This window comes from Caulobacter sp. AVps18, from assembly GCF_058681425.1.
The window spans coordinates 1,593,268-1,606,494 of the sequence record NZ_CM178737.1 but is presented as its reverse complement, the minus strand read 5'-3'; the positions used below and the strand labels follow the sequence as shown (position 1 = coordinate 1,606,494).

Sequence of the window (13,227 nt, the reverse complement as noted above, 5' to 3'; positions counted from 1 at the left end):
CCGGGAATGACCCAGCGCGCGCCGTCCGTCAACGCGCGGTTCAGCGTGGGGCGGCGGGCTTGTCGTCTTCAGGCTGACCAGAAGCGGCCGCGAGCAGGGCAGCGATCCGGTCGGTGGAGTCGGCGGCCTGGTTGATGATGTCCAGCGGCGAGGCGCGAACCGAGGCGGCCACCTGGTTGGCGGCGGACTTGGCCAGCGACACGGCGGCGTTCTGGGCCAGGGCCAGCTTGCTGGTCGCGGCGGCGATCGTCGTGGCCTGGGCGTTCTGATAGATGAAGCCGTGGGTCGGATAGACCGTGGTGCCCAGGTCGCGGATCGGGTCGTACCAGACCTTGACCTGGCTCCAGTCACCGTCGGGCGAGACGTCGACCACGGTCACGTCCTGCTCGACCTGGCCGCGGGCACCGTTCATCACCGACCAGTTGGCGTGGGTCACCTGGATGACGCGGTCGGTCAGCACCTGGCTGACGAAAGCGACGTGTCCGAGGTTCATGCGGCCGGTCGGCTTGAACGAGAGAACCGAACCGATCTTGGGAGTCGTGCCGGTGTCGTACTTGCCGGCGGCCTGGCTCCACCAGGTGCGGGCGTCGCCGAAGATCTGGATACCCGACATCAGACGCGCAAACGGAACGCACTGCCAGTACCCGTCAGCGACCGCGCCGGACACCGGCATCAGGCTGATCATGGCGGCAGCGGCGATGGAACCCCAGAGGGTTCTCGTCCGTTTCGTCATGCTGTGGGCACTCCCCCGCGTCACTGAACCAAGCAGTAACCTTGCCAGCGACCTGTGAAAAGAGTGTTTCTTAGGCGCCGACCGCGACAGGGCGTCGCTGTCCCCAGGTTTTCCCCAGAGATTTCAGGCGCTCCCGGGCCGGCTTTTCGATCAGATGATACGAGGCCGCCGACAGCGGAATGAGACTCGCGACGATCAGCAGCCAGATCAGGAGCGGCAATTGCTGACCTTCGATGTGCAGGAGCTTGGCGGCTAGATTGACCGCGACGATCTTCCACGGGATGCAGATCATGTAGGTCGAATAGCTGATCTCGCCCAGATACACGAAGATGCTCTGACTGCCGAATGCAGAGCCGCTGGCGGCCAGGCAGGCCAGCATCAGGATCAGCCCTCCCAGAGCCGCGACGATGACCGGGTCCGGTGCCCCCAGTTGCACGGTGGCCAGGACCACGGCGCCCATTATGGCGGCACCCGGGGCCGCCCAGCGCGCGGGAATCAGGTTCGAGCGCCACAGGGCATGCAGGGCGCAGCCATAGGCGAAGCACGGCACGATGCGCAGCGCGCCCCACTTGATGGTCGCCTCCGTCAGGGGAAAGCCCGCCAGCCGCTCGAAGCTGGGATACAGGATCGCGATCAGGCCCAGGGCCAGACCGACGGCCAGCAGGGGCCGGGCCCGCAGCGTCCAGGCGGCGAAGGCGAAGGCGGGAAAGGTCAGATAGGCGAACCACTCGGCCGAGATCGACCAGGAGGCGTGGTTCCAGCCTGCCACGGGCGCAAAGCCCCAGGCATGGACCAGCAGCAGATTGGCCGGCAGGGCGGACCAGGCCAGCATGTTCTTGTCGACCACGATCCCCGCCACACCGGCGGCGGCGGCCATCAGCCCCACGCCGACCAGGGTGGCCAGATGCAGCGGATAGACCCTGGCCATGCGGTTCCACAGGAAGTCGCCATAGCGAAAGCGCCCCCCGCCAAACCCACTGAGATAGACGTGGCACAGGATGAAACCCGACAGGGTGAAGAAGGCCTCGACCCCCAGATAGCCCTTGGTCGCAAGAGCTGGGGTAAAGCCGACCGACAGGTTGGGCCAATAGTGAAACAGCACCACCCAGAAGGCCGCAAAAAAGCGAAGTGAGGTCAGCGGCTTGATATGTGCGGCGTCCAACATCATCTGCACTGTCCCTGTCTCGAGGTGCGCCTGGGCGCATGCCGTGCCCTGGGCGCCTTCCAGGCCTGTCACTTCAGTGACGGGCGCGCTATGACGACTTCAACCCCACAGCATCTAAGACGAGACCGATGAACGAACTCCTTCAACTCGCCACCGACCCCGCGGCCTGGGCGGCCCTCGTGACTCTGGTGATCATGGAAGTGGTGCTGGGCATCGACAACCTGGTCTTCATCTCGATCCTGTCGAACAAGCTGGCTCCCGAGCACCGCCAGAGGGTCCGCCGCATCGGCATTTCCCTGGCCCTGATCATGCGCCTGGTGCTGCTGTCGACCATCGCCTTCATCGTCGGCCTGGTGCATCCGGTCTTCGACCTGGGCATCGTCGGCCCGCTGGGCTCGCATGGCGAACCGACCTTCGAAACCGCCTTCTCCTGGCGCGACCTTATCCTGCTGGCCGGCGGCCTGTTCCTGATCTGGAAGGCCACCAAGGAAATCCACCACACGGTCGACCCCAAGCAGGAGAGCCATGACGTTCTCGACAAGACCGGCGCGGCCATTTCGAATGTCGGGTCGGCGATCTTCCAGATCATCCTGCTGGACCTGGTGTTCTCGATCGACTCGATCCTGACCGCCGTGGGCATGACCGAGCACCTGCCGATCATGGTCATCGCCGTCCTGGCCGCCGTGACGGTGATGCTGCTGGCCGCCGATCCTCTGGCCAACTTCATCAACAACAACCCGACCGTGGTGATGCTGGCCCTGGGCTTCCTGCTGATGATCGGCACCGTGCTGATCGCCGAGTCCTTCGGCATGCACGTTCCCAAGGGCTACATCTACGTGGCCATGTTGTTCTCGGGCGTGGTCGAGGGCCTCAACATGCTCTCGCGCCGGGCCGCCGAGAAGAAAGCCGCCGCCGGGGAATAAACGCCCAGCCTGCTGCGACGAAAAGCGCCCCGGATCGCAAGGTCCGGGGCGTTTTGGTTTTCAGAGGAAGCTGTAGGGGTCGATGTCGATCACGACCCGCACCGAATTGGGGACCTTGGCCCGCGCCCGCCACGCCGCCATGAAGCCCTGCAGGTCCACCGTGCGGTCGGCCCGGACCAGAAAGCGCTTGCGCCGGCGACCGCGCACGAGACCCAGCGGCGCGTCGGCGGGGCCGAACACCTCGACCCCCTCGGCATTGGGGATCACCGCCGCCAGGGCCTCGACATAGGCCTCCAGCGCCGCTGCATCGGGGCCTGAGGCGATCACCGCCGCCAGCCGGCCGAACGGCGGCAGGCCCGCCTCCTCGCGCATCCGCATCTCGGCCTCGACGAAGGCGTCGCGGTCCTGGGCCTTGAGCGCCAGCAGCACGGCGTGGTCGGGGGTATAGGTCTGCAACAGGGCCCGACCCGGCTTCTCGTGCCGCCCCGCGCGGCCGGCCGCCTGGGCCAGCAACTGGAAGGTTCGCTCCCCGGCCCGCAGGTCGCCGCCGCGCAAGCTGAGGTCGGCATCGACCACCCCCACCAGGGTCAGGTTGGGAAAGTTGTGGCCCTTGGCGGCGGCCTGGGTGGCGACCAGGATGTCGATCTCGCCCGCCGCCATGGTCTCGACCAGGGCCCGCGCCCCGGCCGCGTCCATCACCGTGTCGGAGGAAAACACCGCAATGCGCGCGGTGGGGAACAGGTACCGCGCCTCCTCCTCGACCCGCTCCACGCCGGGGCCGATCGAGACCAGGCTGTCCTTGGCCCCGCATGACGGACAGGCCTCGGGCTTCTTCATCGAAAAGCCGGTCAGGTGACAGACCAGCCGCCCCGTATAGCGATGCTCGACCAGCCAGCTGTCGGTGTCGGGCGACTTCATCTTCTCGCCGCAGGCCTTGCACAGCACCAGCGGCGCATAGCCCCGGCGATTGAGGAACAGCATCGACTGTTCGCCCCGCGCCAGGGTCACGCTCATCGCCTTGACCAGCGGCGGCGACAGCCAGCGGCCGGCCTCCGGCGGGGTTTCGCGCATGTCGATCAGGCCGATATCGGGCAGTTGCGCCGCCCCGTGCCGGGCGCTCAGCCGCAGCCAGCGATAGCGGCCGCTCTGGGCGTTCCACAGGCTCTCCAGCGAGGGCGTGGCCGAGGCCAGCACCACCAGCGCGCCCTCGATCTTGGCGCGGACCACGGCCAGGTCGCGGGCCTGATAGATAAAGCCCTCTTCCTGCTTGAACGAGCCGTCATGTTCTTCGTCGACCACCACCAGGCGCAGCTTGCGGAAGGGCAGGAACAGGGCTGAGCGGGCGCCCACCACGATCCGCGCCCGGCCGCTGGCCACGCCCTCCCAGACCTTGCGACGCCGGGGCGGCGCGACGCCTGAGTGCCACTCGGCGGGAACGGCACCGAACCGCGCCTCGAACCGGGCCATCACCGCCTGGGTCAGGGCGATCTCGGGCAACAGGATCAGCACCTGGCTGTCGGGGTCTTCGGCCAGGGCGGCGGCCACGGCCTCCAGATAGACCTCGGTCTTGCCCGAGCCGGTCACCCCGTCCAGCAGCGCGGCCTGAAAACCGCCCAGGCCGAGCATCTCGCCCAGCACGTCGGCGCAGGCCTGCTGGCTGGGGTTCAGGGTCTGGGGCGGTAGCGACAGGTCGGGCGCTGGAAAGCTGTTGTCGGCCTCGACCAGTTGAAGGGCCAGCGCGCCCTCCTCGACCAGCCCCTTGACCACACCCGCCGAGACGCCGGCCAGATTGGCCAGCGCCGCGCCGGACATCGGCCCGCCCTGGGCGGCGGCCAGCACCTTGAGCCGCGCCGGCGTCATCCGGGTCGGCTGCGATCCGCTCAGCACCAGCACCTTGTCGGGCTTGGGGGGCGGATGGCGCAGGCCGCGCAGGGCCATGGCCAGGGGCCAGCCGGGCACGTCCACCGAATAGCGCGCCGCCCAGTCGATGAAGGTCAGGACGCCCGGCGGCAGGGCCGGATCGTCCAGCCGCTCCAGCACCGGCTTCAGCGGCCGGTTTCCGCCGGTCCCGTCGCGCAGGGCGGTGACCACGCCGCGAATCACGCGCGGCCCCAGCGGCACGGTCACGTGGTCTCCCACCGTCAGACCCAGTCCCTCGGGCTCGGCATAGTCGAACGCCTCCGGCAGCGGCATGGGCAGGAGGACAGAGGCGATGCGGGGCATGGGAACCAGCTTCTGCCGCGAAAGCGCGTCAGGGTCGAGATGCGTCATCGTCACGCGCATCAAGTCGCTGTTAACCGCCTTGGGGCTTGATGCGTCGCCTAAGTCGATTTTTCCGCAGGCGGAGTGGACCCACGATGAGCGATGCGACGCAAGCGATGATCCGGCCCGTCGACCCCGAAGTCGTCCGCGCCTTCCTGCGCGACGAGCCCGACTTCCTGCGCGATGACAGCCGCCTTCTGGGCGAGCTGGGCCTGCGGGTCGATGGCGGCAATGTCATCGACTTTGGTCCCGCCGCCCTGGCCCGCGCCGCCGCCGCCCACAAGCGCGAGGCCGTGGTGCGCCGCGAGATCGAGGACACCGCCCGCGCCAATTTCTCGGCCCAGGCCCAGACCCATGCGGCGGTCATCGACCTGCTGGATTCGCGCAACCATTCGGATCTGGCCCGCCGGGTCGACGAGATGGCCGCGCTGCGCTTCTCGCTGACCACCGGCGTGATCGTGCTGGAAGGCCCCGGGCGCGTTCCCGCCGGCTGGCATGGCCTGATCGAGGGTCAGGTCGACATGCTGATGGGCGAGCACGCCGTGGCGCGCATGGGCTTCTATGCCCCGGCCCTGGGCCTGTTCGGCGACAAGCTGGACCTGATCCGCAGCATGGCCATCGTTCGCCTGGCGCTGTGGGAGCCCTCGCGTCAGGGCATTCTCGCCTTCGGCTCGTCCGATCCCGAAGCCTTTACGCCCGACATGGGCTCGGACCTGGTGGCCTTCCTGGCCCGCGTGGTCGAGCGCACCGCCGAGCGCTGGCCCATCCTGTGAGCACCGGCGGCCGGGACGCCCTGGCGGCCTGGCTGGACCACCTGACCCACGAGCGCCGCGCCTCGCCGCGCACCGTGCGGGCCTATGGCGACAACGTGCTCGCCTATCTGAACTTCCTGGAACGCCATCAGGGCGAGGCCGTCTCCCTGGCCCACCTGGGATCGCTGTCAGCCGCCGACCTGCGCGCCTATCTGGCCTTTCGCCGGCAGGGCGAACAGGCGCTGGCGCCGCGCTCGCTGTCGCAGAGCCTGTCGTCGATCAAGGCCTTCCACCGCTTTCTGGACCTGCGCTTCTCGACGCCCAACGCCGCCATCGACCTGGTGCGCGGCCCGCGGCTGACCGTGGGCCTGCCGCGACCGGTCACCGAGACCCAGGCCCATGACCTGCTGGACGAGGTCGGTGCCGATCCCGACCGCGAAGACTGGGAGGTGGCCCGCGACGAGGCGGTGCTGACCCTGCTGTGGGGCTGTGGTCTGCGGATCAGCGAGGGCCTGTCCCTGATCCGCCGCGACGCGCCACTGGGCGAGAGCCTGCGCATCACCGGTAAGGGCGGCAAGACCCGTATCGTGCCGGTGCTGGACGCCGTGCGAGCCGCCATCGACGCCTATGTCGCCGCCCTGCCCTTCGTCCTGGGACCGGACGAGCCGCTGTTTCGAGCCCGGCGTGGAGGACCGCTGTCGCCCCGTCACGTCCAGGCGACGGTGCAGATCCTGCGCGGCCGGCTTGGCCTGTCGGATCGGGTGACGCCCCACGCCCTGCGCCACGCCTTCGCCACCCATCTTCTGGGGGCCGGAGCCGACCTGAGGTCAATCCAGGACCTGCTGGGCCACGCCTCACTGTCGACCACCCAGCGCTATACCCAGGTCGACGCGGCCGGTCTGATGGCCGCCTACAGCCGGGCACACCCCCACAGCGGGTAGCGCAATGCGGCTTAGTGTCGCGATTTTTCCAGCCTGCTCCGCGAATTAACTGCGTTTTTACTGCGGATGGCGCTTCTGGAAACCAAGAACCGACGCTCGCCTGCCGAGCGGGCGCGCCGGACATGGGGCTAGCGATGAAATTCGACGATCTCAAGATTTCGACCAAGGTGGCCTTACCGGCCGTAATCCTGACCATGGTGGCCCTGGCCATTGTCGGTATGGGAGCATGGCAGGCCAAGAAGGCGCAGGCCTCGACCCAGATGCTGGTTGAAGAGCGCGCCCCGGCTGAGCTCAACGCCGCGCGCTTCAACCGCCGCATCATGACGATCGGCTATGCGAGCTATCGCACGGTTGCAAACGCCGGAACGTCTGCCGAAGCCGCAGCGGCCAGCGCCGACCTGGACGCGGCCTACAAGGACAGCAAGGACCTCCTGGCCAAAATCAAGAAAGCCGATCCGACCGCCGCCAAGACCACGGCCGAATTCGGCAATCGTCTGGAAAAAATCTATTCCAGCGCTCGCCAGGGCGCTGACCTGGCCATGATGGACGCCGACGAAGCCGCGATCATGGTCATGGCCGTGATCGACCCCGATATTGCCAGCCTCAGCACCTCCGTCGCCAAATTCACCGACAGCCACGCCGCCGAAACGGACGTGATGATCAAGGATATCGAAACCCAGGCCAATGCTACCACCCTGTTCAGCATTCTCTTTGGCCTTGTCTCGGCCGGCGCTGCTCTGGTGTTCGCCATCTGGATCGGCCGTTCCAAGATCTCTGCGCCGCTGAACAACCTGTCCAAAACCATGGAAACCCTGGCCCAGGGCTCGGTGGATGTCGACGTGGTCGGCGCCCAGCGCAAGGACGAGGTCGGCGCCATGGCCCGCTCGGTCCAGGTGTTCAAGGACAATGCTCTGGCCCTGCGCACCGCCGAGGCCAACCAGCAGCGCCTGTCGGCTGAGACCGAAGCCGAACGCCGCCGCAACCAGGAAGCGGCCGAGGCCGCCGCCCGCGAGCAGGCCTTCGTCATGGAAAACCTCGCCATGGGCCTCAACAAGCTGGCCGAAGGCGACCTGACCTACCGCGTCGATCAGGACTTCCCCGAAGCCTACAAGCGCCTGCAATCGGACTTCAACGAGTCGATCGCCCAGATGGAAGAGGCGATGCGCACCATCGTCCACGCCGCCAGCAGCATCGGCGCCGGTGCCGACGAAATCGCCTCGGCCTCCGACGACCTGTCGCGCCGCAGCGAGCAGCAAGCCGCCAGCCTGGAAGAAACCGCCGCTGCCCTGGACGAAATCACCGCGACGGTGAAGCGTTCTTCGGCCGGCGCAGTGGAAGCCTCGCGGGTTGTGGGTTCGACCCGTTCGGACGCCGAACGCTCCAGCGTCGTGGTTCGCAGCGCCGTCGACGCCATGAACCAGATCGAGAAGTCGTCGCAGTCGATCAGCCAGATCATCGGCGTCATCGACGAGATCGCCTTCCAGACCAACCTCTTGGCCCTGAACGCCGGCGTTGAAGCGGCACGGGCCGGTGAAGCCGGTCGCGGCTTCGCCGTCGTCGCCCAGGAAGTGCGGGCTCTGGCCCAACGCTCGGCCGACGCCGCCAAGGAAATCAAGACCCTGATCTCGACCTCGACCCAGCAAGTGGGTCAGGGCGTGTCGATGGTCGGCCAGACCGGCGAGGCCCTGCAGGCCATCGTCGCCAAGGTCAGCGAGATCGACGCCCTGGTCAGCGAGATCGCCGCCGGCGGTGCCGAACAGGCCACGGGCCTCAACGAGGTCAACGCCGCCGTCAACCAGATGGACCAGACCGTTCAGCAGAACGCCGCCATGGTCGAGCAATCGACTGCCGCCAGCCACTCGCTGAAGGGCGAGGCCGGCAACCTGATGCAGATGATCTCGCGCTTCCGGGTCGGCGGCTCCGACGCTGTGGCCTCGACCCGCGTCACCCGTCGCCCCGCTGCGCCGGCCCCGGTCTCGCGGCCGACCCTGCAGCCCGCCTCGGCCCACAGCCGTCCGGGTGCCAATCCGGTCCGCGCTGCCCAGGCCAAGCTGGCCGCCTTCGCCGGCTCGGCCAAGCCCGCCGCCTCGGCCGACGACTGGGAAGAATTCTGAGTTTTAGTGCCGCGTAAGCGCCCCACCCCCTCGGGGCGTTCCTCCCCTGAAAAAACAACTCGAGCCCCGCCGGGAAACTGGCGGGGCTTTTTTCTGGCCCAGACGGCCAGCGGCCGGCGGGCAGGCGCGCGGATTACCGCGATTTCATCCGGATCGCCGTCACGACGACTAGCGTCACTACAAGTGTAGCGCTACACATGTAGTGACGCGACTGTCGTGGAGGCCGCCATGATCGAATCCCTGCCCCGCCGAGAACGCGAGGTCTTCGAGACCCTCTGCCGCCTGGAGGCCAGCACGGCCGCCGAGGTGCGCGGCGCGCTGTCCGACCCACTGAGCGATTCGGCCGTCCGCACCATGCTCTCGCGCCTGGAGGCCAAGGGCCTGGTCGAGCGGTCCAACGGCCCCGCCGGCTTCGTGTTCAGGCCTGTGCAGCAGACCGAGGCCGTCGCCGCCAGCGCCCTGCGGCGCATGATCGACACCTTCTTCGCCGGCTCGGCCGCCAGCGCTGCCACCGCCCTGCTGGGCCTGGGCCAGCGACTGACGCCCGAGGAAGCCGCCGCCCTGGAGCAGGTGATCGACCGGGCGGTGGAGCCCCGCTCATGACCGCGGGCCTGCTCCTGTCGCTGCTGGTCAAGTCCAGCCTTGTCTCCGTCGCCGGTCTGACCTGCGCCCGCTTCCTGGCTCAGCGCCCCGTCGATCAGGTGGACATCCTGCGCGCCACGGTCTGCCTGTTGCTGGCCCTGCCGGTCATCATGAACGTGCTGCCGGCGATGGACCTGGCGCTGTTGCCGCCGGCGTCGCCGGACATGGCCGTTCCGCTGGCGCCGGTCCTGACCGACGAGGTGGCCGCGCCCGTGCTGTCGTGGCCTTCCTCCATCCAGGTGGTCGGCGGCCTGTGGCTGCTCGGCGTCATCGCCGTGGCCGGCCGACTGCATCTGGGCCTGCTGACCCTTCACCGCTGGACGCGTCAGGGTCGCCTGGTGACCTGCCCCGCATGGTCGGCGCCACTGGAACACCTGCCGCCGGTCGACCGCCCCCGTCTGGTCTCCAGCGAGCGCCTGACCAGTCCGCTCAGCTGGGGCGTGGCGCCCGGCTTCATCCTGATCGATCCGGGCAGCCTGGCAGAGCGTCATGCCGCCCCCGCCATCCTGGCCCATGAGATGGCCCATCTGCAGCGCCATGACTGGATCTTCCTGGTGCTCTCCCGTCTGGCCCTGGCCCTGTTCTGGTTCAATCCGCTGGTCTGGCACCTGCACGCGCAGCTCGCTGACCGGTCGGAAGAGGCCGCCGACGCCGCCGCGCTGCAGACCGTCGACCGCACCCTCTACGCCAGAGCCCTGGTCCGCCTCGCCGCCCACCCGACCCCTCACCTGAGCGCCCCCCGCGCCGCCACTGCCATGGCCGCCGACGCCCGCACGCTGAAGACAAGGATCGCCTGCATCATGACCGACACGCCCGCTCGCCGCCGCCCACTCACCATCGCCCTGACCATCGCCGCCCTGACCATGGTCGCCACGCCGCTGGCCGCCCTGGGCCTGACCCGTCAGGATCAGGTCGCGCCGGCCACGCCGCCGGCCCCGCCGGCCCCGCCTGCGCTGCCGGAGCTGCCAGAGCCCCCGCCCCCGCCCCCGGAGCTGCCGCCACCGCCACCGCCGCCGCCGGAGTTGCCGGAGTTGCCGCCGCCGCCGCCGCCGCCTCCGCCTCCGCCTCCACCGCCACCTCCTCCCGCGCCGACAGAGAGGCAGATCGCCGCCGAGTCGCGTCGCTCGGCCGCAGACGTCCGCGCCGATCAGGCCCGGCTTGAGGGCGAACAGGCCCGCATGATCGGCGAACGCGCCCGCCAGGAGGCGGCGACGCACATGGTCGAGGCCCGCGCCCAGATGGCCCTGGGCGCCGAACAGATCCGCCAGGGCGCGCGGCAGCTGCGGACCGAAGCGGCGCGCCTGCGCGATCCCGCCTATCGCGCCCGGCAGATCACCGAGAACCGCGCCCGGGGCAATGTGGTCACCGACGCCGAGCTGCGCGCCGTGGCGGCGCAAATGCCCGCGCAGGCCGACGAGATGGAGCGAGAAGCCGAGAATCTGGCGCGCGAGTCCCGCAAGACAAGCTGAGCGCGCGGAGCGCCCGACCCAAACCCTTCAGGCCCTGCCGGACAACCGGCGGGGTCTTTTCTTTGGCAGGCCTAGCGGGCGCTCCGAAAAGTGGGAACCGGTTTTCGGAATGAAACGCGCGCGAAAACAAAAGACTAGAGCGGTTGATCAGAGTCCATCAGATCAACCGCTCTAGCGCGCGGGGCGGACCTGACGGATCGGGGTCGGCACGGGACAGCCGCCGATCGAGCGCATCACCGCATACTGCAAACCGCCAGGGCGCTCCTGACCCAGAGGGCGGGCGTCGCCGTCATCCGGCTGACCGGCCGGTATGGACTTCAGGACGTCGCAGGTCCGTCGCGCGGGCCGCATGATCCGGCCATGGACGACACCGGGCGGCTGCAGCATCTGGGGCGGCGCGGGCGGTTCGGGCGCGGCCTGGACAGCAGCGGCGAGCAGGAGAGCAGACAAAAGCATGGCGGGGCTCCGATACCGAAACCCCGCCACTCTACGTGCGATTGATCGAACGTGGTTATTAAATTTCAGACAGGCCTAGGCCTGCATGGTCCAGCCTTCGACGCCCATGGCCGCCTGGCGCAGGGCTTCCGAGCGGGTGGGGTGCGGGTGGCAAGTGCGGGCCACGTCTTCCGACGCGCCGCCAAACTCCATGGCCACGCAGTATTCGCCGATCATGTCGCCGACATTGGGGCCCACCATGTGGACGCCCAGGATGCGGTCGGTCGCGGCGTCGGCCAGAACCTTCACCTGGCCTTCGCCCTCGTGGTTGATCTTGGCGCGGCTATTGGCGGTGAAGGGGAACTTGCCGACCTTGTAGGCGATGCCTGCGGCCTTCAGCTCTTCCTCGGTCTTGCCCACCGTGGCCACTTCGGGCTTGGTGTAGATCACGCCCGGGATCAGGTCATAGTTCACGTGACCGGCCTTGCCCGCGATCAGTTCGATACAGGCCACGCCCTCGTCCTCGGCCTTGTGGGCCAGCATCGGACCTGTGGTCACGTCGCCGATCACCCACACGCCAGGAGCCGTGGTCTTGAAGTGGTCGTTGGCGATCACGCCGCGCTTGTCGGGAACGATGCCCACCGTGTCCAGGCCCAGGCCTTCGGTGAACGGGCGGCGGCCGATGGCCACCAGCACATAGTCGGCCGAAATCGTCTGGGCCTCGCCGCCGGCGACCGGCTCGAACGTCAGGTCCACGCCCTTGGCCGAGGCCTTGGCACCGGTGACCTTGGCCCCCAGCTGGAACTTGAAGCCCTGCTTGGTCAGGCTGCGCTGGAACACCTTGGCGGTGTCGTCGTCCAGGCCAGGGCAGATGCGGCCCAGATACTCGACCACGGTGACTTCGGCGCCCAGGCGACGCCAGACCGAGCCCAGCTCCAGGCCAATCACGCCGGCCCCGATGACAACCAGGCTCTTGGGCACTTCGGGCAGGGTCAGGGCGCCAGTCGAGTCGACGATGCGCTTGTTGTCGACGGTCACGCCCGGCAGAGGCGTGGGCTCAGAGCCCGTGGCGATGACGATGTTCTTCGCTTCGAGGGTGGTTTCCGAACCGTCCTCGGCCTTCACGACCACTTTCCCGGGGCCGGCGATACGGCCCCAGCCCTTGATGTAGTCGACCTTGTTCTTCTTCATCAGGAACTCGACGCCCTTGGTCAGGGCTTCGACGCTCTCGGCCTTCTGGGCCATCATCTGCGGCAGGTTCAGCTTGGGCTTTACCTCGATGCCCAGCTTGGCGAACTCGCCATTGGTTGCCGAGTCATACAGTTCCGAAGCGTGCAGCAGAGCCTTGGACGGCATGCAGCCGACGTTCAGACAGGTGCCGCCCAGCTTGCCGCGACCTTCGATGATGGCGACCTTCAGGCCCAGCTGACCGGCGCGGATCGCGCCATTGTAGCCGCCGGGGCCGCCCCCGATGATGACGACGTCGTATTGAGCCATGGATCTTCGCCTTGAGACGCGCCTGCGAACGGCGCCGGACCGAGATGAACCCGCTCCGACGGGAGTTCCCGCACGGAAGGGCAATCGCGCGTACTCCTAACGCAGCCGGCGGGGGGATCAACCCAAAGCCACGCAAAACCCCTGTTTTAGGGCCCTCTGCCCGGGCAAGTTCATGACGGGAAGGGCTTGGGACGGTTTGTCACGCCCCGTTTTGGGGATCTCAGCTGCACCGCTTAAGTCAATCGTTTACGCTTGAAGGCCAGGCTCGGGCGCGGGGGCCCTATCCAGCAGCGT

Annotated in this window: 11 protein-coding genes; 6 read left to right on the top strand and 5 right to left on the bottom strand. The window is 68.2% G+C overall.

Annotation, left to right across the window (positions count from 1 at the left end; all coding sequences use genetic code 11):
• Positions 1-40: 40 nt before the first annotated feature.
• Together ACW179_RS07485 and ACW179_RS07480 are read right to left on the bottom strand one after the other, a co-directional pair.
• Positions 41-733: a CHAP domain-containing protein gene (locus ACW179_RS07485; RefSeq protein WP_492063671.1), complete on the bottom strand. Its 693-nt coding sequence runs from the start codon at positions 731-733 to the stop codon at positions 41-43.
• 70 nt (positions 734-803) lie between these two features.
• A complete protein-coding gene (locus tag ACW179_RS07480) occupies positions 804-1,898 on the bottom strand; it encodes an acyltransferase family protein (RefSeq protein WP_492064267.1) in 1,095 nt (364 codons plus the stop codon).
• A 128-nt stretch (positions 1,899-2,026) separates the two neighbouring features.
• Between ACW179_RS07480 and ACW179_RS07475 the strand changes: the two genes are divergently transcribed.
• Complete coding sequence (locus tag ACW179_RS07475; protein ID WP_492063670.1) at positions 2,027-2,821, top strand: TerC family protein; 795 nt, start codon at positions 2,027-2,029, stop codon at positions 2,819-2,821.
• 60 nt (positions 2,822-2,881) lie between these two features.
• Here ACW179_RS07475 and ACW179_RS07470 read toward each other — a convergent pair whose 3' ends face one another.
• Positions 2,882-5,044 carry a primosomal protein N' gene (locus tag ACW179_RS07470; protein WP_492063669.1) on the bottom strand — a complete coding sequence of 721 codons (2,163 nt, stop codon included), beginning with the start codon at positions 5,042-5,044 and terminating at the stop codon, positions 2,882-2,884.
• 134 nt (positions 5,045-5,178) lie between these two features.
• On the opposite strand from ACW179_RS07470, the gene ACW179_RS07465 reads away from it, so the two are divergent.
• The 5 genes from ACW179_RS07465 to ACW179_RS07445 all read left to right on the top strand — a co-directional run bounded on the left by ACW179_RS07465 (position 5,179) and on the right by ACW179_RS07445 (position 11,001).
• A complete protein-coding gene (locus tag ACW179_RS07465; RefSeq protein WP_492063668.1) occupies positions 5,179-5,856 on the top strand; it encodes a DUF484 family protein in 678 nt (225 codons plus the stop codon).
• Positions 5,853-6,776, top strand: a complete 924-nt coding sequence (locus ACW179_RS07460; protein WP_492063667.1) for a tyrosine recombinase XerC — start codon at positions 5,853-5,855, stop codon at positions 6,774-6,776. Before ACW179_RS07465 ends, ACW179_RS07460 begins: the two co-directional genes overlap by 4 nt.
• Positions 6,777-6,910: 134 nt before the next feature.
• A complete protein-coding gene (locus ACW179_RS07455) occupies positions 6,911-8,890 on the top strand; it encodes a methyl-accepting chemotaxis protein (RefSeq protein WP_492063666.1) in 1,980 nt (659 codons plus the stop codon).
• Positions 8,891-9,118: 228 nt separating this feature from the next.
• Entirely contained in the window at positions 9,119-9,493 is a 375-nt protein-coding gene (locus ACW179_RS07450) for a BlaI/MecI/CopY family transcriptional regulator (protein ID WP_492063665.1), read from the top strand.
• On the top strand, positions 9,490-11,001 hold the full coding sequence (locus ACW179_RS07445) for a M56 family metallopeptidase (RefSeq protein WP_492063664.1): 1,512 nt from the start codon (positions 9,490-9,492) through the stop codon (positions 10,999-11,001). Before ACW179_RS07450 ends, ACW179_RS07445 begins: the two co-directional genes overlap by 4 nt.
• A gap of 171 nt (positions 11,002-11,172) precedes the next feature.
• On the opposite strand, the gene ACW179_RS07440 is transcribed toward ACW179_RS07445, so the two are convergent.
• Together ACW179_RS07440 and lpdA are read right to left on the bottom strand one after the other, a co-directional pair.
• On the bottom strand, positions 11,173-11,457 hold the full coding sequence (locus ACW179_RS07440) for a hypothetical protein (protein WP_492063663.1): 285 nt from the start codon (positions 11,455-11,457) through the stop codon (positions 11,173-11,175).
• Positions 11,458-11,532: 75 nt separating this feature from the next.
• The gene (gene lpdA, locus ACW179_RS07435) at positions 11,533-12,933 is read right to left on the bottom strand and encodes a dihydrolipoyl dehydrogenase (RefSeq protein ID WP_492063662.1); all 1,401 of its coding nucleotides are present in this window, start codon (positions 12,931-12,933) and stop codon (positions 11,533-11,535) included.
• Between the last annotated feature and the right edge of the window lie 294 nt (positions 12,934-13,227).

Coding starts and splice junctions, on each gene's coding strand:
- ACW179_RS07485 (WP_492063671.1), bottom strand. CDS start 733: ATGACGAAACGGACGAGAACCCTCTGGGGTTCCATCGCCGCTGCCGCC.
- ACW179_RS07480 (WP_492064267.1), bottom strand. CDS start 1,898: ATGTTGGACGCCGCACATATCAAGCCGCTGACCTCACTTCGCTTTTTT.
- ACW179_RS07475 (WP_492063670.1), top strand. CDS start 2,027: ATGAACGAACTCCTTCAACTCGCCACCGACCCCGCGGCCTGGGCGGCC.
- ACW179_RS07470 (WP_492063669.1), bottom strand. CDS start 5,044: ATGCCCCGCATCGCCTCTGTCCTCCTGCCCATGCCGCTGCCGGAGGCG.
- ACW179_RS07465 (WP_492063668.1), top strand. CDS start 5,179: ATGAGCGATGCGACGCAAGCGATGATCCGGCCCGTCGACCCCGAAGTC.
- ACW179_RS07455 (WP_492063666.1), top strand. CDS start 6,911: ATGAAATTCGACGATCTCAAGATTTCGACCAAGGTGGCCTTACCGGCC.
- ACW179_RS07450 (WP_492063665.1), top strand. CDS start 9,119: ATGATCGAATCCCTGCCCCGCCGAGAACGCGAGGTCTTCGAGACCCTC.
- ACW179_RS07445 (WP_492063664.1), top strand. CDS start 9,490: ATGACCGCGGGCCTGCTCCTGTCGCTGCTGGTCAAGTCCAGCCTTGTC.
- ACW179_RS07440 (WP_492063663.1), bottom strand. CDS start 11,457: ATGCTTTTGTCTGCTCTCCTGCTCGCCGCTGCTGTCCAGGCCGCGCCC.
- lpdA (WP_492063662.1), bottom strand. CDS start 12,933: ATGGCTCAATACGACGTCGTCATCATCGGGGGCGGCCCCGGCGGCTAC.